This window comes from Nocardia sp. NPDC055053 (genome assembly GCF_053608285.1).
In genome coordinates this window covers 259,326-282,168 of sequence record NZ_JBSGVD010000003.1, presented here as the reverse complement: position 1 = coordinate 282,168, position 22,843 = coordinate 259,326, and the positions used below count along the sequence as shown (strand labels likewise).

The following is a 22,843-nucleotide window of genomic DNA, read 5'->3' as shown; positions in this document are numbered from 1 at the left end:
TCGACGCTAGGCACGCTCCGCGCCGCCAACGAGGGTGCACGCCCCGCAGCCGGGGTGCGGAAAACCCCACCTCTCGACTGCGGTCGAACCCCGCCGACCGGGTGGCTGACGCTACTGATCGCCAGGCGCCCGCTTCCTAGCGTCGAAAACATGGAAACGACAGGCACTTCGACCGAACTCACCGGCATCGCGGGATGGGCGGTCCACCTCATGGAACAGCTCGGCGGCCTCGGCGCAGGCATCGCCATCGCGCTCGAGAACCTCTTCCCGCCACTGCCCAGCGAGGTGATCCTGCCGCTGGCCGGATTCACCGCGAGCCGCGGCCGCTTCAGCCTCGCCGAGGTCCTGCTGTGGACGACACTCGGCTCGGTCGTCGGCGCCCTCGCCCTCTACGGACTCGGCGCCGCCCTCGGCCGCGACCGCCTGCGCCGCATCGTCGACCGCCTGCCACTGGTACGCCTGTCCGACCTGGACCGCACCGAGGACTGGTTCGCCCGCCACGGCGACAAGGCCGTGTTCTTCGGCCGGATGATCCCGATCTTCCGCAGCCTGATCTCGATCCCCGCCGGCGTCGAACGGATGCCGATCGGGCGCTTCACCCTGCTGACCACCGCGGGCAGCCTGCTGTGGAACGCGGTCTTCGTGTTCGTGGGGTTCGCGCTCGGCGAGAACTGGCACCTCGTCGAGACCTACGCGGGCATCCTGCAGAAGACCGTGATTGTCGTCGTGCTCGTCGCCGTGTCAGTGTTCGTCGTCCGGCGTCTGCGTCAGGTGCGGACGCAGACGACCGCAGGGCGATGAGCACCTTCCCGGCGCGAACCTCGCACGTCGATGTGGGTGTAACACAGGAGGATTGGATGATGAGCTCGTCCGCTGCGCGATCGTCGCGTACCGCCGCGGTGATCGGGGGGTATCTGCTCGGCGTGGTCACCGTGCCGCTCGACCTGCTCGGCGTACTCGCCGCGCCGATCTCGCCGGCCCTGACCGACCGGATCGCCTCGATGGAGCACCGGCGGCTCACCCGGCTCCTCGGCGTGCGCTCGAACGGCGTGCCGAGGGGGCCGCGGGCCGCGGGCTATCTGGCGGCCCGCGCGCTCGTCGGGACGCTCGGCGCGCTGGTCCTCGCGTTGTCCGGGCTGGGGGTCGTGGTCGCGGTGGCCGTGGTCTACGGCGCGGCCACCGGTGCCGCCGTGCCGATCATCGACGCGACCGAACCGGGGCAGGTCACCTGGGCGAGCGTCATGGTGCTGGCGCTGCCGGGAGCGGTGCTGTGCTTCCTCGCCGTGCAGGGGTTGCTCGGGATCGTGCGAGCCGAGGCCTGGTGTCTGCGGCGGAGCACCCGCCCCGGCCAGGACGAACTCGCGCAGCGGGTGGCGCAGCTGACCACCACGCGCGCCGAGGTGATCGAGGTGATCGACGACGAACGCCGGCGCATCGAACGGGACCTGCACGACGGCGTGCAGCAGCGGGTGGTCGCGCTGTCGATCCTGCTCGGCCGGATGGACAGGGCATCCGACGAGGCCGGGCGCGGCGAGCTGCGACGGCGGGCGATCGCCGAGACCGGGCACATCCTCGACGAATTGCGGGAGGTGTCATGGCGGATCTACCCGGCCATGCTCGCGCGTGACGGACTCCGCGCTGCTCTCGAAGCGCTCGCCGACCGAACACCGGTACCGACCCGGCTGACCGTCGACCTCGACGAACGCGCACCCCGCCCGGTCGAATCAGCCTGCTACTTCACCGCCAGCGAGGCGATCACCAACGCCATCAAACATTCCGGCGCTACCGCCATAGAGGTCGGTGTCGAGCGCGAAGGTCCGCTGCTGCGACTGTCGGTGCGCGATGACGGCCGCGGGGGCGCGAACCCCGATGGCCACGGCCTGGCCGGCATCGCCACCCGCGTCACCGCGCTGGACGGCACGATGAGGGTGGACAGCCCGCCGGGCGGTCCGACCATCGTCACCGTGGAGGTTCCGTGCGGATAACCCTGGCCGAGGACTCGGCGCTGCTGAGGGAGAGCCTGGCCCAGCTGCTGACCGCAGAGGGACACGAGATCGTGGACTCCGTCGGCACGGCGACCGAACTGCTCGCCGCCGTGCGGGTCCGGCCGCCCGACCTCGTCATCGCCGATGTCCGGATGCCGCCCGATCACGTCGACGAAGGCATCAGGGCGGCGCTGGAGATCCGCCGGGACCAGCCGGGGATCGCGGTCCTGGTGCTCTCGCAGTACGTCGAACGCAGGCACGCGGCCGAATTCCTGACCGGCACCGGCGGCATCGGCTACCTGCTCAAGGATCGGGTCGCCGCGATCGGCGCGTTCCTCGACGCGGTCGAGCGGGTCGGCGCGGGCGGCACCGCCTTCGATCCGGAGGTGGTGCGGCAGCTGCTGCTGCACAACCGCGCCGATTCGCCGCTGCACCGGCTGACCGCGCGCGAACGCGCGGTGCTCGAACTCATGGCGCAGGGCCTGAGCAACGCGGCGATCTGTCAGCAGCTGTTCGTCACGCGCAGCGCTGTCGAGAAGCACATCAACGCGATCTTCACCAAGCTCGATCTCCCCGCGGGTGAGGCGCACAACCGGCGCGTTCTCGCGATACTGCAGCACCTGCGCGCGGGCGCTGCCGACGCCGAGCCGGGGTGATCGGCCCGGTCAGGCCTCGGCCGGCACGGGCGCTCGCCTCCGCCACCAGCCCAGCGCGCCGACGCCGAGCGGCACCAGCAGCGTGACGAACCCCGACATCGGCATGTACGCCAACCCGACGACCGTCGTCACGCCGAGCGCGACGAGCACCGATCCCGGCACGAAACCGCGCGCTCGCTCCAGTTCGATCATGGCCACCCCGAGGCCGATCCCGACCACCCCGAACGTGGTGAACCAGAACGACAGCTCGGTGTCCTGATCGCTCGCCGCGAGCAGCGCGACGCCCATGATCGTGTGCACGGACGCGATGAACACCACAGCGGCCCCGGCCAGCGGAAATCTAGTTTTTGAATTCATATTCATAAACTGTGCCACTAGGCTGGGCCGGTGGCAAGACCCCGTCTCTTCACCGACGATCAGGTGCTCGACGCGGCCCGCGACCTGCTGGTCGATCCGGCGATCACCCGGCCCGCGATCACCGCGATCGGCAAGGCCGCAGGCGTGCACACGGGGTCGATCTATGTGCGCTTCGCCTCACGTGACGAACTGCTCGCCCGGCTGTGGGTGCGCTCGATCCGGCGCTTCCATGTCGGCCTGCTGGCCGCGCTGGCCGGGCCGTCACCGCTGCTCGCCGCGGCCACCTATCTGCCGCGTTACTGCCGTGCCAACCCGACCGAGGCCAGGGCGATGAAGATGTTCCATCGCGACGAACTGCTCGATGTCGGGCCCGAGGATCTGCGGGCGCAGATCGCCACCGTGAACGACGCGATGAACGCGGCCCTGCTCGCTGCCGTCGTCGCCGAATTCGGGACCGCCGACGAGCGCGCGACGGCGCTGGCCGAGGCCGCGGTGAAGGCGATTCCGTACGGTCTGGTGCGCGATTACATCGCCCGCGCGGCACCGATTCCCGGCTGGATCGACGAGGTGACCGCGACCGCCACCGGCGCGGTTCTGGAGCGGTTCCGTTCCCGATCTTGACGACACGCGGTACGAAATCCAGCGACACGCGGGGAATTTCGGGAAAGTCCCTGGTCGGGCATCACCGGGTTTGCCAGGCCGATGACCACACCGCGCGCTACCTGATGGCTAACATCGCCCATATCGGTATAACCGCTGGTAGGGGTGCATTTTTCGATTTCGGCGGTACGATCGGTGCGGAGGAATCGGTGGTCACCGCATCGGGCCCGCGCGCCCCATACGGCATCCGTAATCCTGCCCTGACCTGGGGGTCGGGTTCGCAATCGGCGGGCGTCGTGGGTACGGTCGCACAGACCGTCCGGGTAACCGGCGGTAGATCTAGCAATGAACGATGAGACGGAGGAACCGTGGCCCTTCCCCAGCTGACTGACGAGCAGCGCGCCGCTGCTTTGGAGAAGGCGGCTGCCGCTCGCCGTGCTCGGGCGGAGCTCAAGGAGCGCCTGAAGCGTGGCGGTACCAACCTGAAGCAGGTCCTCACCGACGCCGAATCCGATGAGATTCTCGGCAAGATGAAGGTCTCTGCGCTGCTCGAGGCTCTGCCGAAGGTGGGCAAGGTCAAGGCTGCCGAGATCATGACCGAGCTGGAGATCGCCCCTACCCGGCGTCTCCGTGGCCTGGGCGACCGTCAGCGCAAGGCGCTGCTGGCTCGCTTCGACTTCGACTCCTGATACAGGTGGTCGAACACACGCGGAAGGGTCGGCTGGTTGTACTGGTCGGCCCCTCGGCCGTGGGTAAGTCCACGGTCGTGCGGTGCGTGCGGGAACGCCTGCCCGAACTGGTCTTCAGCGTGTCGGCGACGACCCGGGCCCCCCGGCCCGGGGAAGTCGACGGCCGTGACTACCGTTTCGTTTCACGAGCCGAGTTCGACGCCATGATCGAGGCGGACGAACTGCTCGAATGGGCAGACATTCACGGGGGGTTGCAGCGATCGGGCACCCCCGCGGCTCCGGTGCGGGAAGCGCTGGCGGCCGGACATCACGTCCTGCTCGAAGTCGATCTCGAGGGCGCCCGATCGGTCCGCCGGGCGATGCCCGAGGCACTGCTGGTGTTTCTCGCCCCGCCGAGCTGGGAGGAACTGGTCTCGCGGCTGCGTTCGCGCGGCACCGAGACGCCCGAGGTGATCGAGCGCAGGCTCGAGACCGCCCGGGTCGAATTGGCGGCCTGTGACGAGTTCGACACGGTGATCGTGAACGCCGAGGTGACGACCGCCTGCGAGCAGTTGGTATCGTTATTCGTTAGCACAAATTCGAGTTCTTGACCCACTAACCCCGCAGGAGCCTCCCCTAGTGAGTACGGACACCGCAGCCGCGCCCGCGTACGACACCCCGATCGGCCTCACCAACCCGCCGATCGACGAGCTGCTCGAGCGCACTTCGTCCAAGTACGCCCTGGTGATCTACGCGGCCAAGCGCGCGCGTCAGATCAACGATTACTACAACCAGCTCGGCGACGGCATCCTCGAGTACGTCGGCCCGCTGGTCGAGCCCGGCCTGCAGGAGAAGCCGCTGTCGGTCGCCATGCGCGAAATCCACTCCGACCTGCTCGAGCACACCGAGGGCGAGTGACTATCTCTTTTCCGGAGGCGTAGAGACCATGCGGATCGTCGTCGGGGTCGGCGGGGGCATCGCCGCCTACAAGGCGTGTGCCCTCGTTCGCCGGTTCACCGAGACCGGCCATCAGGTGCGGGTGATTCCCACCGAGTCGGCCCTGCAGTTCGTCGGTAAGGCGACCTTCGAGGCGCTGTCCGGCCAGCCGGTGCACACCGGTGTGTTCGCCGACGTGCCCGAGGTGCCGCATGTCCGGATCGGCCAGGAGGCCGAGCTGGTCGTCATCGCCCCCGCCACCGCGGATCTGATGGCGCGCGCCGCACAGGGGCGCGCCGACGATCTGCTCACCGCCACGTTGCTGACGGCTCGATGTCCGGTGCTGTTCGCGCCCGCGATGCACACCGAGATGTGGGAGCATCCGGCGACGGTGGCCAATGTCGCGACGCTGCGAGCGCACGGCGCCAATGTCATGGAACCCGCGTCGGGCCGGCTCACCGGCACCGACACCGGTCCGGGCAGGCTGCCCGAGCCGGAGGAGATCTTCGGACTGGCCTCGCTGCTGCTCGAACGCCCCGACGCGCTGCCCCGCGACCTGACCGGTCGCCGCGTGGTGATCACCGCCGGTGGCACCAGGGAACCGCTCGATCCCGTGCGTTTCCTCGGCAACCGCAGCTCGGGCAAGCAGGGCTACGCCCTGGCCAGGGTCGCCGCCCAGCGCGGCGCCCAGGTGACGCTGATCGCGGGCAACACCATCGAACTCGCGCCTCCCGCCGCCGTCGACCTGGTCCACATCACCACCGCCGACCAGCTCAAGACCGCGGTCGACAAGCACGCGCTCGGCGCCGATGCGGTGATCATGGCGGCAGCGGTGGCCGATTTCCGGCCGACCCATGTCGCCGCGGCGAAGATCAAGAAGGGCGCTGACGAGCCCGACGTGATCCCGCTGACCAAGAACGAGGACATCCTCGCCGGCTTGGTCGACGCCCGCACCGACGGCAGGCTCGCAGGCACCGCGATCGTCGGCTTCGCCGCCGAGACCGGGGACGACAACGGTGACGTGCTCACCCACGCCCGCGCCAAACTGGCCCGTAAGGGCTGCGACCTGCTCGTGGTCAACGCGGTCGGCGAGGGCAAGGCGTTCGAGGTCGACACCAACGACGGCTGGTTGCTCGGCGCCGACGGCACCGAACAGGCCCTGGATCACGGTTCGAAGGCGCTGCTGGCCAGCCGGGTGCTCGACGCGCTCGTCCCGCTGCTGCGCTGACCGGGGGGTACGTCCTCCTGCTTCGCGAGATCTGTTGCGCTGCAATGATCGTCGCGCAGTGTACTGCGCACGGGCGCGGTCGGTGGGCGGCTTCGCCGGTTCGGTGAACAGTCCGGGGCAGTCTGTGTGCACTGCGCCACCTCGTCGGTGGTTTGGAATAGTCTTGATAAGGAACGAGTACCCGTTGAGGGAGAGGGAATAACTGTGCGTACGACAGGTAGTCGGCTATTCACCAGTGAGTCTGTGACCGAAGGTCACCCGGACAAGATCTGTGACGCGATCAGCGATTCCATCCTCGATGCGTTGCTCGCGGAGGACCCGAGCAGCCGGGTCGCGGTGGAAACCCTGGTGACCACAGGTCAGGTCCATGTGGCGGGCGAGGTCACCACCTCGGCCTACGCCGACATCCCGCGGATCGTCCGGGAGAAGGTCCTCGAGATCGGATACGACTCCTCCGCAAAGGGATTCGACGGCAACTCCTGCGGTGTCAACATCGCGATCGGCGCCCAGTCGCCCGATATCGCGCAGGGTGTCGACACCTCGCACGAGGCGCGCGTCGGCGGTTCCGACGACGCGATCGAGCGCCAGGGCGCCGGTGACCAGGGCCTGATGTTCGGCTACGCCACCACCGACACCCCCGAGCTGATGCCGCTGCCGATCGCGCTCGCGCACCGGCTCTCGCGCAAGCTCACCGAGGTCCGCAAGTCCGGCGTGCTGCCGTACCTGCGTCCCGACGGCAAGACCCAGGTCACCATCGAATACGACGGTGACCGCCCGGTCCGCCTCGACACGGTCGTCATCTCCACCCAGCACGCGGCCGATATCGACCTGGACAACCTGCTCGCGCCCGATATCCGCGCGAAGGTCCTCGACGCCGTCGTCGGCGACCTGGAGCTGCCCAGCCTGGACACCTCCGACATCCGGCTGCTGGTCAACCCGACCGGTAAGTTCGTGCTCGGCGGCCCGATGGGCGACGCGGGCCTGACCGGCCGCAAGATCATCGTCGACACCTACGGCGGCATGGCCCGCCACGGTGGCGGCGCGTTCTCCGGCAAGGATCCGTCGAAGGTGGACCGCTCGGCCGCCTACGCCATGCGCTGGGTCGCCAAGAACGTCGTGGCCGCCGGGCTGGCGGAACGGGTCGAGGTGCAGGTCGCGTACGCGATCGGCAAGGCGGCCCCGGTCGGCCTGTTCGTCGAGACCTTCGGCACCGAGAAGGTGGATCCGATCCGCATCTCGGCCGCCATCTCGGAGGTCTTCGACCTGCGTCCGGGCGCGATCATCCGCGACCTGGACCTGCTGCGCCCGATCTACGCGCCGACCGCGGCCTACGGTCACTTCGGCCGCACCGATGTCGACCTGCCCTGGGAGCACACGGATCGCGCCGACAAGCTGCGCGCGGCCGTCGGCCTGTAAGACTCACCGCCCGCGTGGCAGCGGACGATACAACGACAGCAGCGGGACACCCGATCGCTCGGGTGCTCCCGCTGCTGTCGCCTGCGCACCTTGACCGCGATTTCGACTACCTGGTGCCACCGGAACTGGACGAAGTCGCTCAGCCCGGTGTGCGGGTCCGCGTCCGTTTCGCGGGCCGCCTGGTCGACGGCTACTTGCTCGAGCGTCTCCCGCGCAGCGATCACACGGGCAAGATGGTCAAGCTCGAGCGCGTCGTCTCCCCGGAACGCGTCCTCACCCCGGAAATCCTGCGCCTGGCCACCACCGTCGCCGCCCGTTACGCGGGCACCCGCGCCGACGTCCTGCGCCTGGCCATCCCACCCCGCCATGCCCGCACGGAAGCGGGGGCAACCAAGAAGCCCACTGCCGCAACGGAATCGGTGTCCGATGCGCACGCGGCTGACGCGGCTGACGCGGCAGGCACGGCCCACGCGCCTGACACGGCCGACGCGGCAGATGCGACCGACGCGACCGACGCAGCAGGTGCAGCAGGCGCGGCCCACGCGCCTGACGCGACCGACGCGATCGACGCGGCTGACGGGACCGACGCGGCTGACGGGACCGACGCGGCTGACGGGACCGACGCAGCTGACGCAGCTGATGCAGCAGGCACGGCCCACGCGCCTGACACGACCGACGCGGCCGACGCAGCAGGCGCGGCCCACGCGCCTGGCACTGCTGACGCAGCCGAGTCGACGTCGTCGGCGACCCCGAACCTGCTGGTATTCGGTCGCGGTCAGCCCCCGGCGACCGAGCGGTCCGCGGTGGAGCCGCAGCGGTCCGGAGACGCAGCCGTCGACGCCGTGCCCGACGAACGGTTGTCATCGCAATCGGCGGCAGCGCAGTCGGCGGCAGCGCGAGAATCGTCGGCTCACTATCAAAGGCCGAACGACGAACCGCGGGCCGAGCCTGGAGCGCGGGCGGGGACGGAGCAGCGGCGGGCGACGTCCGGTTCGGACAGTGAAACATCCAGCGCGGTAACGGAACCGAGCGTCGACACGTCGGCGTGGGGTCGCTATGTGCACGGCGAGGCGTTCGTCGGCGCGCTGCGGCAGCGTAGGGCGGCACGCGCCGCCTGGCAGGCGCTGCCGGGGGAGGACTGGGCGGCGCGCCTGGCCGAACTCGCCGCGACGGTGGTGGCCGGTGGGCGCAGTGCGGTGCTGATGGTGCCGGATCAGCGCGACCTCGATCGGCTGCTGGCCGAATGTGTTCGGCTGGTGGGGGATTCGGCGGTCGGGCTGGCGGCAGGACTCGGGCCTGCGGCGCGCTACCGGCGGTGGCTGGCGGTGCTGCGCGGGCAGGCGCGCATCGTGGTCGGCACCCGCGCCGCCGTCTTCGCGCCCGCGCGCGACCTCGGGCTGATCGCGATCTGGGACGACGGCGACGACACCTACGCCGAGCCGCGTGCCCCGTATCCGCATGCGCGCGAAGTGGCGATGCTGCGTGCTCACGAGACGGGCGCGGCCTTCGTCGCCGCCGGTTTCGCCCGGACCGCCGAGATCCAGGCGGTGGTCGAATCCGGGTGGGCCCGTGATCTTCTCGCCGAGCGTCAGGTGCTGCGTGAGGTGATGCCGCGGATCAGCGCGCCTGGCGACACCGACTTCGCCCTGGAACGTGACGCGCTGGCGCGGGCGGTCCGGATGCCCGGTGTCGCCTTCGCGGCGGCGCGCGCGGCGATCAAGGAGAACGCCGCGGTGCTGGTCCAGGTGCCACGGCGCGGATACGTCCCCTCGCTGGCCTGCGCGAAATGCCGGACGCCTGCCCGCTGCAGGCACTGCAACGGGCCGCTGTCGCTGCCGCAGTCCGCCGACGGCCAGGCCGCGAGCCCGCAGTGCAAGTGGTGCGGTATCACCGAGGCCGCCTTCCGCTGTCAGGCCTGCGGGGCGCGCGCCTTGCGGGCGATGGTGATCGGTGCGGCGCGCACCGCCGAAGAACTCGGCCGGGCGTTCCCTGGCGTGCCGATCCGGGGTTCCGGTGGCGGGGAAGTCCTCGACACCGTCGAACCGGGCGCGCAGGTGGTGGTCGCCACGGTCGGTGCGGAGCCGCTGGTGCGTGGCGGCTACGGGGTCGCGCTGCTGCTCGACGGCTGGGCCCTGCTCGGCCGGGCCGACCTGCGGGCGAGCGAGGACACACTGCGCCGCTGGATGGGAGCCGCCGCCCTGGTCCGGCCGCGCGGACAGGTCATCGTGATGGCCGAGCCCGCGTTGCCCACCGTCCAAGCCCTGGTCCGCTGGGATCCGGTCCACCACGCCGCCGCCGAACTCGACGCGCGCGCCGAGGTCGGCTTCCCACCCGCCGTGCGGCTGGCCGCCATCGACGGCACGTCCGCCTCGATCGCCGAGTTCCTCGACGCGGCGGCGCTGCCCGACGGCACCGAGGTGCTCGGTCCGGTCCCGCTGCCCCCGACGGCACGGAAACCGTTCTCCGGCAGTGACTCCCCGGCGGAGGTCGAACGCATGCTGCTGCGAGTCGGCCGCTCCGCGGGCGCGCCGTTGGCTCGCGCCCTGACCGCTGCCCAGGCGGTCCGCAGCTCCCATCGATCCGACGCCCCCCTACGAGTACAGGTCGACCCGGTCGACATCGGCTGACCGGCGTGCGCTCGAGTCGCGGGCGCGGTGACTGGGCGGCTCGGGCGACGAGCGCCCCGTCGGATTCGCGGGCCGCGTGCCCTGTCGGCCCGGTCGACATCGGCTGCCGGTGTGCGCTCGGGTCGGGGGCGCGGTGACCGGGCGGACCTGGGCCGCGAGCGCCCGCCGGATTCGGCCGCCGCGGGCCCTGCCCTACCATGACCTCGGGTGAGCAGAGAGGATCGTGGTGGAGTTCTTCACGACGCACGACGGGATGTACGTGCCGGGCGATCTGGCGGTGAGCCGCTGGTCGCCGAACCAATTGCACGGCGTCGCGGTGTGTGGACTGCTCGCGCTGGAGGCCGAGAAGCACAGTCCGGGAACGGGATTCGTGCCGGCGAGGATCTCGGTCGATCTGTTCCAGCAGGTCGCCCGCGAGCCGATCACACTGCACAGCGCGGTGGTGCGGGCAGGCAACCGCATCAAGGTCGTCGACTCCTGGCTCGTCCAGCAGGACCAGACGCGGGCCAGGGCGACCGTGACCTTCCTGGCCGCCACCGACGACCCGCCGGGAACCGTCTGGCAGCCGCCACGGACGTTGCCGGCCCCCGCGGAACGCCGTGACGATCCGGAGGGCGCCGCACCGCTGTTCAAGTCCGGTGACGCCGACTGGATCACCGACATCGGTGCCGCTCGCGACGCCGAGCGCAAGGTCACCTGGCAGAACCTGCCCTCGCTGGTGGCCGGGGAGCCGTTCACTCCGTTCCAGCGCGCCGCCGCCACCGGTGACCTCACCAACCTCGTCTGCCACTGGGGTTCGCGGGGCGTCGGCTACATCAACGCCGACATGACGCTGACCCTGTCCCGCCTGCCGGTCGGCCCGGAACTCGGGATGCAAGCCCTCGACCACGTCGGGAACGCCGGGGTCGCGGTGAGCACCGCGACCATGTACGACCGCGAAGGACCGCTCGGCACCTGCGTGATCACCGCCGTGGCCAACGACCGGCGCCGGTCGTTGCCCGCCCACCGCGGCGAACCGGTGACCGCGACCGCCGAGGGCTGACACCGGGGCCGATGAATTCGCGCGGTCGGCATCGTCTGCACTGATGACGGCGCGCGTTCGCGCGTCCCAGAACCGCGCCCTGGAGGTCCCCGTGCCGACAACCCCAACCCGCGACGAACTGTGGGCGATGGCGCACGCCGAACGGGCGGCCCTCGCAGCTGACCTCGCCGCCTTGGACGACGAGCAGTGGGCGCGGCCGTCACTGTGCGGGGACTGGGTGGTCGAGGAGGTCGTCGCCCACCTCACCGCGGCGGCGAGTATCGGCAGGCTGCGGTGGCTGAGGAGCGTCCTCGGCGCCCGCTTCGACTTCGACCTGCACAATGCCCGGCGCCTGGCCGAACATCGTGGGGCCACACCCGCCGAGACCCTCGCGCTGTTCCGGGCGATCGGCACCAGCACGACCGCGGCGTCCGGGCACACCGCGGCCTGGCTCGGCGAGGTTGTCGTCCATGGGCAGGACATCCGCAGACCACTCGGGCTGTCCACCATTCCCTCGACGGAGGCCGCCACCGCGGTCGCCGACTTCTACGCGAGCCGCGATTTCACCGTGCCCAGCAAGACCACCATCGCCGGCCTGCGCCTGGAAGCCGCCGACGGGCCCTTCGCGACAGGCGCCGGTCCGCTGGTCAGCGGTCCGACGATCGCGCTGGTCATGATCATGGCGGGCCGCGTCGCCTACGCCGACGAGCTGACCGGGCCCGGCCTGCCCACCCTGCGTACCCGCCTGAGCGCTGGTCCCGCCGACGAGACGTGAGCCGAGCCCGGTGTGCCCACGCTGCGGGCCCGCCCTCCGGCGGCGCGTGAGCTCGGTGGCGGCGCCGTGCACGAGCGACACCGACCTCCGCCGCCGGGTGATTCGATCCCGATCGCAGGACTCAGGCGTACAGCGCACGATGGCGGTGCGCCCATTCCGCGTAGGCGGTGGCCGGACGGCTCAGCACCCGCTCGATATCCCCACTGACCTGCTGTTCCTCCGGGGTGGGCGCCCCGAGGATGGTCAAGGTGTGGTCGGCGACCGCCTCGGGCATGAATCGCAGCATGTTCTCCTTGGCCTGCGCCGGGGTGAGCTCGACGAAGGCGATCGGCACTTCGACGGCTGCCGCGATGGCGGCGGCCTGTTCACGCGGGGTCACCACTGCCGGGCCGGTCAGCGTGTAGGCGCGACCAGCGTGCCCGTCCTCGCGCAGGGCGACCGCCGCGACCGCGGCGATATCACCCGGATCGACCGCGGGCAGGCCGATATCGCCGAACGGCGCGGCGACGGTGCGCGTGGTGCGCACCGGCTCGATCCAGGCGTAGGTGTTGGAGAAGAACGCACCAGGCCGCAGCGCGGTCCACTCGAGATCGGACTCCGCCAGCGCCTGCTCGAAGGCGATCGTCCGCGCGTACCCGGCGGAGGCGGGACGGGTCACCGCGCCCTGCGAGGACACGAACACCACCCGGCGGACCCCGGCGGCGGAAACAGCCTTCACGACCTGGGCGGGTTCTGGCCCGGTCATGAGCTGCTCGCCGGTGATCAGCAGGAACAGCGCATCCGCGCCGCGCAGGGCGGGGGAGAGGCTGTCGAGGTCGCCCAGATCGGCAACGGCGTGTTCGACACCCGCGGGCAGGTCGACGGGCTTGCTGCCCCGAGAGACCGCGCGAACCGATTCGCCCGCGTCGGCGAGCAGCCCGACCAGCTGACGGCCGATGTTGCCGGTGGCTCCGGTGACGACGATCATGAGAACTCCTTGAGTTAGTTGACTGACTAACTCAACGTAGCAAGGACTGACCGGGCTGTCTATAGTTAGTTGCATGACTGACTCAGTGGCGCCCAAGGCGGGCAAGCGGGAACGGCTCGTCCACGCGGCCGCGCGGGTTTTCTACGAGCAGGGGATCGAGAAGACGACCATCGCCGACATTGCCGGTGCCGCCGATGTGCCGGTCGGCAACGTCTACTACTACTTCAAGACCAAGGACCAGTTCGTCCAGGCCGTGATCGACACCCACGCCGCGGTACTCGGCGAGGTCATCGCGGGAATCGAGCCGCTGCCCGGCCCCGCCGAGCGGTTGAAGGCGATGGTCGCGAGCTGGGTGGACCAGCGTGAGCTGGCCGTGCGCTTCGGCTGTCCGACCGGCTCGCTGGCCGCCGAACTCGACAAGCGCGACGACGCCTTCGGCGGCGAACCGGCGCGGCTGATGAGCCTGCTGATCGACTGGGCGAAGGCTCAGTTCGCCGAGCTCGGCCGGCCCGACGCCGCCGAGCTCGCCGTCGCCTTCGTCGCGGCCTATCAGGGAATCTCCTTGCTCACCAACACTTTCCGGGACCCCGAGCTGATGGTGACCGAGGGCGCGCGGCTGGAGCGCTGGATCGACGAGCTGGCAGGCCGGAGCTGACCTCACCCGGCAGGCTGCCAGCCGGAGCACAGCAGATCGATGGTGGTGATCCGGTCCTGTTCGATGGTGAGGAAGAGTCGCTGCTCGGCGACCCGGGCGGCGCCGGGAGCGTGGACGGGCCGCATCCGGACCAGCCAGTGCAGGGCGGGCTTGCCGCCGACGCGGTCACTACCGGCGTCGAGCACGGTGAAATCGTCGGGCCCACCGAACCAGCCGCGGAACCGGTCGACGGCCGGACCTGGGCCGATCGCGTCGAACGGGCCGGGTGGGATGAGGCCGCGCAGGCGGACCTCGGGGCCGAGGCAGGCGGCCATCGCGGCGAAGTCGCGCCGGGTCAGCGCGGCGAGAAACAGATCGGCGACCGTGGATTCGGTCGGCTGTGGGGTGAGGGTCGAAATAGTCATACCGGAAGTGTCGGCCGTGCGCGGCGGCCGGACATCGGGTGATCACCCGATCTTTGCGGGCTGATCCTCGTCCGGCAGCAGGCCGTGGCGCATGGCGAACACCGCGGCCGAGCCGCGGCTGTGCACGCCGATCTTGGTGTAGATGTGCTCGACATGGCTGCCCGCGGTCCGGGGGCTGATGCCGAGCGCCTGCGCGATCTCCCTGGTGGAACGTCCGCGCACCAGCAGTGCCAGCACATCCAGTTCGCGGGCGGTCAGACCGGCGACCTGCGCGCGTTTGCGCGGCCTTCGACCCTGGGCGGCGGCCAGCACCGCGGCGACGGCGTCGCCGTCGAGCCTGCCCGCGGTCACCTCGGCGCGCAGGATCCTCGCGCGTTCGTCGGGATCGGCGGCCGGTCGGTGCGCGCGGTCCTCGCCGAGCGCGCGCAGCATCTGGGCGGCGGCCAGGATGCGGGCCGCAGGCGGCAGCATCGCGCCGGTGAGCCCGCGCGGATACCCGGAGCCGTCCATCCGCTCGTAGACCATCGAGGCCGGTCCGGCCAGCACGGCGAGATGCGGGCTGCGGGCCAGGACGCGCTCGGTGAGATAGGGGACCATGCGCACGCGTTCGCGCTCGCTCGGGGATAGTGGCCCCGGCTTGTTCCAGATGCCGGTCGAGACGCCGATGGTGCCGAGTCTGCACACCAGCGCGGCGCGGCGGACCAGGGTCGCCTGGTCGGCGGGCAGGCCGTACTCGCGGGCGGCCGCCGCGGCCAGTTCGGCGACCGCGCGCGAATGTCCGAGGAACCAGGTGGCTTTCGCGTCGGCGTAGTCGGCGAATACCGCGAGCACCTCGGTGAGTTCGGCCTCGGGGATCGGGCGGTCGAGGGCGGCGCAGCCGTCGATCACGTGCCGCCAGGCGTCGACCTGATCGAGCCCGTCGAGCAGCGCGCCACCGTCGCGGGCGCACAGGTCGACCAGGTCGGGATCGAATTCGGTGCCGCGGCGGGCGCGCAACATCTGCACGGCCGCGTCGACGCCGCCGACTCGGGCGTGTACTTCCGCGTCGTCGGCGATGTGGACCACCCGCATCACCGGGATGATCGCGTCACCGCGCAGGCCCGCGGGCACGCCGTGGCCGTCCCAGCGCTCGAAGGCCTGCGGCAGCGCGGCGCGGACCGCGGCGGGCAGGTCGAGGCGCTCGGCGATGTCGGCGGCGGTCCGGCAGTGGGTGAGGAACGAGTCCATGGTGTCGCGGATCCCGCCTGCCAGGAATCGGCTGGTCACCGAGAGGCGCCGGAGCGGGGAGCCGCCCGCGTCCAGGTGGCCGAGCAGGAAGGCCATCATCGGCAGCCCGGTCTTGTCGATGCCGTAGCTGTCGGCCCTGATCCGCAGATCGTTGCCGTACCAGTGGGCCATCTCGGGGGAGTCGGTGACGCAGCCGACCCACGCGAGCAACGAAACGTAGTACGCCGCGGCACGATCGGCGTCGGACAGGCCTGCGGCGTCGGCGAGCCGGGTGGCCAGCACCGTCTGCCGCAAGACGTGCTCCTGCGGCTGCCCGAGGCCGAGATCGGTGGCCAGCGACAGCGAGGCGATGAGTTCGGCCAACCGCATCGGCCGCAGCGGCTCCGTCATGGTGATCACAAGAATACCCCTTGCACTCGATGCATTGCCGATATATCGTCGATAGTGTCAAGAACAACGAGAGAGCCTGAGGAGGCTGTCATGCGCAACGCAGAGAATCGAGAATTCGGACACTTCGGCCGCGGTCGTGGACCCGGCTCCGCGGAATTCGGTCCCGATCGGCGGCAGTTCCGCCGGGGCGGGCGACACGGGCACGGCCCCGAGTTCGGACCGGGCTTCGGCCCCGGTTTCGGACCGGGTTTCGGTCCCGGCTTCGGTCGTGGACGCGGCCGCGGCGGCCGGGGCAGGCGCGGTGACGTGCGTGCCGCGGTGCTGCTGCTGCTCGTCGAGCGGCCCATGCACGGCTACGAGCTGATCCAGCAGATCCGCGAGCGTAGCGACGATGTCTGGCGTCCCAGCCCGGGATCCATCTACCCGGCACTGGCCCAGCTCGAGGACGAGGGTCTGGTGCTCATCGAGAAGGTGGCCGGTCGCAAGACCGCCCAGCTCACCGACGAGGGCAAGGCCTATGTCGAGGCCAATCGCGAGGAGCTCGGTGACCCGTGGGCCGAGGTCAAGCAGGACATCGGCGATCAGGCGCTTGACCTGCGCGGATTGGTCGGACAGGTGATGGGCGCGGTCGGTCAGGTCGCCCAGGTCGGCACGGCGGAGCAGGCGGCCAAGGCGGCCGAGGTGCTCACCGAGACCCGGCGGGCCCTGTATCGGATCCTCGCCGAAGACGACATCACGCCCGGGGGCGACACCACTTCCGGGAAGTGAGCTTCCGGTGCGGGGTCGGCGCCGTCGCGGCACCCCCGATAATTCGGGGCATCTATACCCCGAATATGGAGGTGCGAAACCCTCTCCGAGGGTGTATTTCTTTGGGATATGGGACAGCGGCGGCGCAAGCGGGTTTGGGGAGTGGCACAAAAGCGACGGGCGGGCGCGATCGCGCTAGCCCTCGCCGCGGCCTTCGGGAGCATGGCCTCGCCTGCCGGGGCCGAACCCGCGGGGTACCGGCCTGCGCTCGTGCCGAACGAACCGGGCCCGCGCCAGACCGACCATCTCGCCGCCGCCCGCTATCTGGACGGGCATCCGGGCGTGGTTCCGTTGGGGGTCAACAACTTCGGCTGTAAGCCGACCGCCGAGCATCCGCGTCCGGTGGTGCTCGTGCACGGTACCGACTCCAGTGCGTACTCCGATTGGGCGGGGATCGGTCCGCAGCTCGTCGACGCGGGGATGTGCGTGTTCGCCCTGAACTACGGCGGCGCGCCCGGCGCCGACACCTACGGCACCGAGGACATGCGGATCAGCTTCGCCCAGCTCGCGGCGTTCGTCGACGACGTGCTCGCGGTGACCGGGGCGGCGAAGGTCGACCTGGTCGGCTTCTCCCAGGGCGCGAACGTCAGCCGGTACTACGTGAACAAGCTCGGGGGAGCGCCGAAGGTCGGCACCTGGGTCGGGCTCGCCTCGCCCAGCTACGGCGGGGTCATGTACGGCCTCGTACCGGTCGGCCAGGCTGTTCCCGGCATGATGGACGTCTACGCGAAGGTCACCTCGACGGCCGCGGTCCAGCAGGCGCAGGGTGAACCGCTGATGGTCGAGCTCAATGCCGGTGGCGACACCGTGCCCGGCCCCCGCTACGTCACCGTCGGCAGCCGGGTCGACGAGATGATCCAGCCCTTCGAGAACATCGCGCTGCACGGCGCGGGCGCGGAGAACCTCGTCCTGCAGGACCTGTGCGCCGACGACATGACCGGCCATTTCCACCTGGTCTACGACCCGTTCGTGCAGCAGCTGCTGCTGCGCGTGCTCGACCCGGCCCACGCCCCGGCTCCGGTCTGCAAGCCGGTTGCCCTCGGCACCGGTATTCCCCAGGTGATCATCGCCGGAAATTCCTGACGGCCCGGCCGGATGGTGCGCCGACGACTCGGCCGCGGGGATCAATAGAATGGGCTGACCGCACTTCGTCCAGCCGGGAGCCGCCGCGTGACCATTCAGCCCGTTCGCCTGTTCGGCGATCCCATTCTGCGTTCCCGTGCGGATGCGGTCACCGAGTTCGGCGCCGAGCTCGGCCAGTTGATCGCCGACCTCACCGAGACCATGCACGACGACGGTGGGGTCGGGATGGCGGCGCCGCAGATCGGGGTCGGGCTGCGGGTGTTCGTCTACGACACCGGTGACGCCGCGGGACACGTGGTGAACCCGGAATGGACGGCGATCGGCGAGGACGAGCAGGTCGGGCCCGAGGGCTGCCTGTCGATTCCCGGGGTGCGCTACGACGTGCGCCGCGCCCTGCGGGTGCGCGTCACCGGTGTCGACAGTGCCGGTGCGCCCGTGGAATTCGAGGCCGAAGGGCTGCTCGCGCGATGCGTGCAGCACGAGACCGATCACCTCGACGGCGTGCTGTTCGTGAACAAGCTCGAGCAGGCCGACCGCAAGGACGCGATGCGCACCATCCGCGAATCCGACTGGTTCCGTGCCGGAATCACCGTCCGCGAGTCCAGCGGCGTCGGCGGTGGCCGCTGATGCGCGTCGTCTTCGCGGGAACACCCGAACCCGCCGTGCCGTCGCTGCGCAGGCTGATCGAGAGCGAGCGCCACGAGGTCGTCGCCGTGATCACCCGCCCCGACGCCGTCGCCGGCCGCGGCCGCAAGATCATGCGCTCCCCGGTGGGGCAGCTCGCCGACGAGCACGGCATCCAGGTACTCACCCCGCGCAAGCCCGCCGAGCCCGAGTTCGTCGCGGCGCTGACCAACCTGGCCCCGGACTGCTGCCCCGTGGTGGCCTACGGCGCGTTGCTGCCCCAGCAGGTGCTCGACATTCCCACCCACGGCTGGATCAACCTGCACTTCTCGCTGCTGCCCGCCTGGCGTGGCGCCGCGCCGGTGCAGGCCGCGATCGATGCCGGTGACGACATGACCGGCGCGTCGACCTTCCTGATCGAGGCCGGCCTCGACACCGGCCCGGTGTACGGCGTGATGACCGAGACGGTCGGCGTCAGCGACACCGCGGGCGAGCTGCTCGCCCGGCTGGCCGAGGCGGGCGCCGTCCTGCTGGACAAGACCCTCGACGGCGTGGAAGACGGGACGCTGCAAGCGATTCCGCAATCCGGCGACGGCGTGTCCTACGCGCCGAAGGTCACCGTGGAAGCGGGCCGGATCCGGTTCGACGAGACCGCACTGGCCATCCACCGCCGCATTCGCGCCGTCACCCCGGCGCCCGGCGCGTGGACCGAGATGAACGGACTGCGCCTCAAGCTCGGCCCGGTGGAGATGGTGGAGGAAACCTTGCCCGAACGCGAGATCGAGGTGCGCAAGTCCGGCGTCTTCGTCGGCACGTCGACCACGGCGGTCCGGCTCGGCCAGGTCCAGCCACCCGGCAAGAAGATGATGAACGCCCTGGACTGGGCCCGCGGCGCCCGCCTGGCACCGGGCACGGTGATCGGATGAGCGCGTCGGATCGCAGGCGTCGGCGGGAAGCCGACGAGCGCAGCGGTGCCGCACCGCGCGAGGAACGCAAGGTGTCTGGCAAGGATGTCGACGGGGGCTGGGCGGCGCGCGCGGCCAAGGGCGGCGGCACCGTTCGCCCCGGCTCCGACCGTGGCGCGCAGCGATCCGGCGGCGGGCGGTGGTCGGACGACCGCGGCGATGCCGGTAACCGGCGCTCCGGCGGATCGGCCCGCGATGCGGGCGAGCGTCGTAGCGATGCGCGCGGTGGTACTGATCGTGGCGCGGGCGATTGGCGTCGTGGTGACGACCGTCGCTCGGACGATCGCAGTGGCGCCGGACGTTCCGGCGTGCGTGCGGGTGGTGTTCGTGACGACGATCGGCGCGGTCGTGACGAACGATCGGGCACTCAACGGTCGGGTGGTCCCCAGGGGCGTGGCAGTGCGACCCGTGGTCGGGCCTCTGCGGATCGTGCTGCGCGCGAAGGGGATACACGTGGCGCCGCAGCGGGTCGCGCCGGTGGTTCGCACTCAGGCGGCGACGCCGCGCGCGGCAGCAAGCGCTCGGCGGGTGAGCGTGGCGGAAGCCAGGCAAGTCCGAGGGCGGATCGCAGGCGCGAGGATCGGCCTGATCCGAGTGTGCCGAGCCCGCGGAAGCGGCGTGGCGAGCCGGTCGACCCCGCGCGCGAAGTAGCACTCGATGTGCTGCGGGCCGTGCGGGAGCGCGACGCCTACGCCAATCTGGTGCTGCCGAAGTTGTTGCGGGAGCGCAAGATCAGTGGGCGTGATGCCGCGTTCGCGACCGAGCTGACCTATGGCGCGTGCCGCTCGCAGGGGCAGCTCGACGCGGTGATCGCGGCGTGCGCGGGGCGGCCGGTGGCCGAAATCGACGGGCCGATCCTGGATATTCTGCGACTGGGCGTCTATCAGCTGCTGCGGACTCGCACGAGCGCGCATGCCGCCGTCGATACCTCCGTCGATCTGGCGCGTGCCGAATTCGGCCAGGGCCGTGCCGGTTTCGTGAACGCGGTGCTGCGCCGGGCGGGAGAGAAGACGGTCGAGGAGTGGGTAGCCGAGCTGGCGCCCGCCGATCCCGTCGGCGGCCTCGCCTTCGAATACGCCCACCCCGCCTGGATCGCGCAGTCCTTCGCCGATGCGCTCGGCGCGCAGGCGGGCGAACTGGGTGCGCTGCTGGCCGCCGACGACGAGCGCCCGGTCGTGCACCTGGTCGCGCGGCCCGGTGAGATCACCGCCGAAGAACTCGCGCTGGTCACGGGCGGCGAGGAAGGCCGCTGGTCCCCCTATGCGGTGTATCTCGATGGCGGCGACCCCGGTCAGCTGGAACCCGTCCGCGACGGCATCGCCGCGGTCCAGGACGAGGGCAGTCAGCTCGTCGCCGTCGCGCTGACCAAGGCACCGCTGAACGGCCCCGACGCGGGCCGCTGGCTCGATCTCTGCGCGGGTCCCGGCGGCAAGGCGGCCATGCTGGGCGCGCTGGCCGCGATCGACCTGTTCACCGTCGACGCCGTCGAGCCTGCCGAGCACCGCGCGGAACTGGTCCGCAAGTCCACCCGCGGACTGCCCGTCACCGTGCACGTCGCCGACGGCAGGGACAGCGGCCTGACCCCCGGCTACGACCGCGTCCTCGTCGACGCCCCCTGCACCGGCCTCGGCGCGCTGCGTCGCCGGCCCGAGGCCCGCTGGCGCCGCACTCCCGCCGACGTGCCGGAACTGGTCACCCTGCAGCGTGAACTGCTCACCGCAGCCTGGGATCTGCTGCGCCCCGGCGGCGTGGTCGTGTACTCGACCTGCTCACCGCACCTGCCCGAGACCGTCGCGGTCGTCGCCGATTTCGTCCGCCGCTCCGGCGCCGAGCAACTCGACACCCGCGACTTGCTCCCCGGCGTCACCGACCTCGGCGACGGCCCGTCGGCCCAGCTGTGGCCCCACCGCCACGGCACCGACGCGATGTTCCTCGCGGCCCTGCGCAAACCGCTCGACTAGCGGTCGGCGGGCTACGACGCGCAGGTCGTAGCCCGCGGACACGGACAACCGCGACCGCGACTCTGATCGGTCTGGCACGAGCGCGCCGGTCCGGCTCGCACCGCGGCTGCCGACATCGGCCAACCGCGACCGCGTGCTCAGCTCGGACACGGTGGACCGGCTCACACCGTTGCTCGCGGACACGGGGCAACCGGCCCTGCTTCGGGCCTGGCTCGAGCGTGTCCGACCGGCTGCACCGCGACCCGCCGGCACGTGACATTCGTCCAATCGCCCGGCGCCCGAACAGGCGCAGAATCGGGGCATGGCGATGACGTGGGAGCAGGTGGTGGAAGTAGCGACAGCGCTGCCGGGCGTGGAGGAAGGCACCTGGTGGCGGAGTCCCGGGCTCAAAGTCGGGGGGAAGGGGTTCGCGCGGTTGCGGGTCGAGGCCGAGGGTGGGCTGGCATTGCTGTGTGAGCCGGGGGAGAAGGAAGCCCTCCTGGCCTCCGGTGATCCGGCGTTCTACACGACACCGCACTACGACGGCAGCCCGTACGTTCTCATCGATCTCGCGGCGGTCGACGCAGACCAGCTCGCCGAACTCCTCGACAGCGCCTGGTGGCTGCGGGCGCCCGCCCGGCTGCGGCGCGAACGGCAGGGCGCGTAGGGACATCGTTGTCCCGGTGATCTCAGTCCCGTTCGGACAATTCGCGCAGGCGGGCAAGGGTTTTCGCGAGGATCCGCGAGACGTGCATCTGGGAGATCCCCAGCTGGGACGCGATCTGGGTCTGCGTCATCGACTCGAAGAAGCGCATCGTCAGAATGCGGCGCTCGCGTTCGGGCAGGCCCGCAAGCAGCGGACGCACCGCGATGTACTCCTCGACCCGGTCGAACTGCGATTCCTCCTCGCCGAGGGTGTCGAGCAGCGAGGCATCGCTGTCGCGCCCGACCGAGGCGGCATCGATCGAGGTGGGCTGATACGCGTTGCCCGCGATCACCGCCTGGGTGACCTCGTCGGGGTCGACGTCGAGTTCGGCCGCGATCTCCTTCGCGGTCGGGGAGCGACCGAGCCGTTGCGACAGCTGATCGACCGCTGCCCCGATGCGTAGGTGGGTCTCCTTGACCCGCCGGGGAACTCGCATCGCCCAGGTGTTGTCGCGGAAGTAGCGCCTGACCTCACCCATGATCGTCGGCACCGCGAAGGACAGGAAGTTCGAGCCGCGGCTCAGGTCGAACCGGTCCACCGCGTGCACCAGGCCGACGCGCGCCACCTGCGACAGATCGTCGAACGGTTCGCCGCGACCGCTGAACTTCCTGGCGATGTGATCGGCCAGCGGAATGCACCGGTTGATCAGCGCGTCCCGCGCGACCGCGTGCGCGACGCTGCCGGGTTCGGTCGCCGCGAGACGCTCGAACAGCGCGCTGACGTCGTCGTAGCCGGATACCGGCTCCGCGGTCTCGGCGTCCTCGTCGACGATCTCCTCGGCCGGGTTCTCCGCCGCGGCGCCGTTG

Annotated in this window: 25 protein-coding genes; 20 read left to right on the top strand and 5 right to left on the bottom strand. The window is 70.8% G+C overall.

Annotation, left to right across the window (positions count from 1 at the left end; all coding sequences use genetic code 11):
- Positions 1 to 150 precede the first annotated feature (150 nt).
- The 3 genes from ACWF82_RS05155 to ACWF82_RS05145 are packed head-to-tail and all read left to right on the top strand — an operon-like array spanning position 151 to position 2,641.
- Positions 151 to 801 (top strand): DedA family protein, encoded by a 651-nt coding sequence (locus ACWF82_RS05155; RefSeq protein WP_452498123.1) that lies wholly within the window; start codon positions 151 to 153, stop codon positions 799 to 801.
- Between the two features lie 59 nt (positions 802 to 860).
- Positions 861 to 1,985, top strand: a complete 1,125-nt coding sequence (locus ACWF82_RS05150) for a sensor histidine kinase (RefSeq protein WP_452498121.1) — start codon at positions 861 to 863, stop codon at positions 1,983 to 1,985.
- A complete protein-coding gene (locus ACWF82_RS05145) occupies positions 1,976 to 2,641 on the top strand; it encodes a response regulator transcription factor (protein WP_452498119.1) in 666 nt (221 codons plus the stop codon). Before ACWF82_RS05150 ends, ACWF82_RS05145 begins: the two co-directional genes overlap by 10 nt.
- A 9-nt stretch (positions 2,642 to 2,650) precedes the next feature.
- Here ACWF82_RS05145 and ACWF82_RS05140 read toward each other — a convergent pair whose 3' ends face one another.
- Positions 2,651 to 2,998 (bottom strand): DUF6463 family protein, encoded by a 348-nt coding sequence (locus tag ACWF82_RS05140; protein WP_452498117.1) that lies wholly within the window; start codon positions 2,996 to 2,998, stop codon positions 2,651 to 2,653.
- A 30-nt stretch (positions 2,999 to 3,028) separates the two neighbouring features.
- Between ACWF82_RS05140 and ACWF82_RS05135 the strand changes: the two genes are divergently transcribed.
- The 9 genes from ACWF82_RS05135 to ACWF82_RS05095 all read left to right on the top strand — a co-directional run bounded on the left by ACWF82_RS05135 (position 3,029) and on the right by ACWF82_RS05095 (position 12,269).
- Positions 3,029 to 3,619, top strand: a complete 591-nt coding sequence (locus tag ACWF82_RS05135) for a TetR/AcrR family transcriptional regulator (protein ID WP_452498115.1) — start codon at positions 3,029 to 3,031, stop codon at positions 3,617 to 3,619.
- 347 nt (positions 3,620 to 3,966) lie between these two features.
- A complete protein-coding gene (gene mihF, locus ACWF82_RS05130) occupies positions 3,967 to 4,287 on the top strand; it encodes an integration host factor, actinobacterial type (RefSeq protein WP_030203531.1) in 321 nt (106 codons plus the stop codon).
- A gap of 5 nt (positions 4,288 to 4,292) precedes the next feature.
- Positions 4,293 to 4,877, top strand: coding sequence for a guanylate kinase (gmk, locus tag ACWF82_RS05125; protein WP_452498113.1), 585 nt, complete (start codon positions 4,293 to 4,295; stop codon positions 4,875 to 4,877).
- Positions 4,864 to 5,184 (top strand): DNA-directed RNA polymerase subunit omega, encoded by a 321-nt coding sequence (rpoZ, locus tag ACWF82_RS05120; RefSeq protein WP_378847075.1) that lies wholly within the window; start codon positions 4,864 to 4,866, stop codon positions 5,182 to 5,184. The genes gmk and rpoZ overlap by 14 nt, the downstream gene beginning before the upstream one ends.
- A gap of 28 nt (positions 5,185 to 5,212) precedes the next feature.
- The gene (coaBC, locus tag ACWF82_RS05115; protein ID WP_452498112.1) at positions 5,213 to 6,430 is read left to right on the top strand and encodes a bifunctional phosphopantothenoylcysteine decarboxylase/phosphopantothenate--cysteine ligase CoaBC; all 1,218 of its coding nucleotides are present in this window, start codon (positions 5,213 to 5,215) and stop codon (positions 6,428 to 6,430) included.
- A gap of 204 nt (positions 6,431 to 6,634) precedes the next feature.
- The gene (gene metK, locus ACWF82_RS05110; RefSeq protein ID WP_452498110.1) at positions 6,635 to 7,846 is read left to right on the top strand and encodes a methionine adenosyltransferase; all 1,212 of its coding nucleotides are present in this window, start codon (positions 6,635 to 6,637) and stop codon (positions 7,844 to 7,846) included.
- A gap of 14 nt (positions 7,847 to 7,860) precedes the next feature.
- Positions 7,861 to 10,473, top strand: a complete 2,613-nt coding sequence (locus ACWF82_RS05105; RefSeq protein WP_452498108.1) for a primosomal protein N' — start codon at positions 7,861 to 7,863, stop codon at positions 10,471 to 10,473.
- Positions 10,474 to 10,699: 226 nt separating this feature from the next.
- Positions 10,700 to 11,515 (top strand): acyl-CoA thioesterase domain-containing protein, encoded by an 816-nt coding sequence (locus tag ACWF82_RS05100; protein ID WP_452498106.1) that lies wholly within the window; start codon positions 10,700 to 10,702, stop codon positions 11,513 to 11,515.
- A gap of 43 nt (positions 11,516 to 11,558) precedes the next feature.
- Complete coding sequence (locus tag ACWF82_RS05095; protein ID WP_452498104.1) at positions 11,559 to 12,269, top strand: maleylpyruvate isomerase family mycothiol-dependent enzyme; 711 nt, start codon at positions 11,559 to 11,561, stop codon at positions 12,267 to 12,269.
- Positions 12,270 to 12,390: 121 nt separating this feature from the next.
- Here ACWF82_RS05095 and ACWF82_RS05090 read toward each other — a convergent pair whose 3' ends face one another.
- Positions 12,391 to 13,236 (bottom strand): SDR family oxidoreductase, encoded by an 846-nt coding sequence (locus tag ACWF82_RS05090; protein WP_452498102.1) that lies wholly within the window; start codon positions 13,234 to 13,236, stop codon positions 12,391 to 12,393.
- 73 nt (positions 13,237 to 13,309) lie between these two features.
- Between ACWF82_RS05090 and ACWF82_RS05085 the strand changes: the two genes are divergently transcribed.
- Positions 13,310 to 13,891: a TetR/AcrR family transcriptional regulator gene (locus ACWF82_RS05085; protein ID WP_452498100.1), complete on the top strand. Its 582-nt coding sequence runs from the start codon at positions 13,310 to 13,312 to the stop codon at positions 13,889 to 13,891.
- Between the two features lie 2 nt (positions 13,892 to 13,893).
- Here ACWF82_RS05085 and ACWF82_RS05080 read toward each other — a convergent pair whose 3' ends face one another.
- Both ACWF82_RS05080 and ACWF82_RS05075 read right to left on the bottom strand, forming a co-directional pair.
- A complete protein-coding gene (locus ACWF82_RS05080; RefSeq protein WP_452498099.1) occupies positions 13,894 to 14,295 on the bottom strand; it encodes a nuclear transport factor 2 family protein in 402 nt (133 codons plus the stop codon).
- Between the two features lie 42 nt (positions 14,296 to 14,337).
- Complete coding sequence (locus ACWF82_RS05075) at positions 14,338 to 15,912, bottom strand: HD domain-containing phosphohydrolase (RefSeq protein ID WP_452498196.1); 1,575 nt, start codon at positions 15,910 to 15,912, stop codon at positions 14,338 to 14,340.
- A 90-nt stretch (positions 15,913 to 16,002) separates the two neighbouring features.
- Between ACWF82_RS05075 and ACWF82_RS05070 the strand changes: the two genes are divergently transcribed.
- The 7 genes from ACWF82_RS05070 to ACWF82_RS05040 all read left to right on the top strand — a co-directional run bounded on the left by ACWF82_RS05070 (position 16,003) and on the right by ACWF82_RS05040 (position 21,998).
- On the top strand, positions 16,003 to 16,680 hold the full coding sequence (locus ACWF82_RS05070; RefSeq protein WP_452498097.1) for a PadR family transcriptional regulator: 678 nt from the start codon (positions 16,003 to 16,005) through the stop codon (positions 16,678 to 16,680).
- A gap of 201 nt (positions 16,681 to 16,881) precedes the next feature.
- Positions 16,882 to 17,802: an esterase/lipase family protein gene (locus ACWF82_RS05065; RefSeq protein WP_452498194.1), complete on the top strand. Its 921-nt coding sequence runs from the start codon at positions 16,882 to 16,884 to the stop codon at positions 17,800 to 17,802.
- Between the two features lie 87 nt (positions 17,803 to 17,889).
- Positions 17,890 to 18,429, top strand: coding sequence for a peptide deformylase (def, locus tag ACWF82_RS05060; RefSeq protein WP_452498095.1), 540 nt, complete (start codon positions 17,890 to 17,892; stop codon positions 18,427 to 18,429).
- On the top strand, positions 18,429 to 19,352 hold the full coding sequence (gene fmt, locus ACWF82_RS05055; protein ID WP_452498093.1) for a methionyl-tRNA formyltransferase: 924 nt from the start codon (positions 18,429 to 18,431) through the stop codon (positions 19,350 to 19,352). Before def ends, fmt begins: the two co-directional genes overlap by 1 nt.
- 150 nt (positions 19,353 to 19,502) lie before the next feature.
- Positions 19,503 to 20,042, top strand: a complete 540-nt coding sequence (locus ACWF82_RS05050; RefSeq protein WP_452498092.1) for a hypothetical protein — start codon at positions 19,503 to 19,505, stop codon at positions 20,040 to 20,042.
- Positions 19,988 to 21,352, top strand: coding sequence for an RsmB/NOP family class I SAM-dependent RNA methyltransferase (locus ACWF82_RS05045; protein ID WP_452498090.1), 1,365 nt, complete (start codon positions 19,988 to 19,990; stop codon positions 21,350 to 21,352). The genes ACWF82_RS05050 and ACWF82_RS05045 overlap by 55 nt, the downstream gene beginning before the upstream one ends.
- 301 nt (positions 21,353 to 21,653) lie before the next feature.
- Complete coding sequence (locus tag ACWF82_RS05040; protein ID WP_452498088.1) at positions 21,654 to 21,998, top strand: MmcQ/YjbR family DNA-binding protein; 345 nt, start codon at positions 21,654 to 21,656, stop codon at positions 21,996 to 21,998.
- A gap of 22 nt (positions 21,999 to 22,020) precedes the next feature.
- On the opposite strand, the gene ACWF82_RS05035 is transcribed toward ACWF82_RS05040, so the two are convergent.
- The gene (locus tag ACWF82_RS05035) at positions 22,021 to 22,809 is read right to left on the bottom strand and encodes an RNA polymerase sigma factor SigF (RefSeq protein WP_452498192.1); all 789 of its coding nucleotides are present in this window, start codon (positions 22,807 to 22,809) and stop codon (positions 22,021 to 22,023) included.
- Between the last annotated feature and the right edge of the window lie 34 nt (positions 22,810 to 22,843).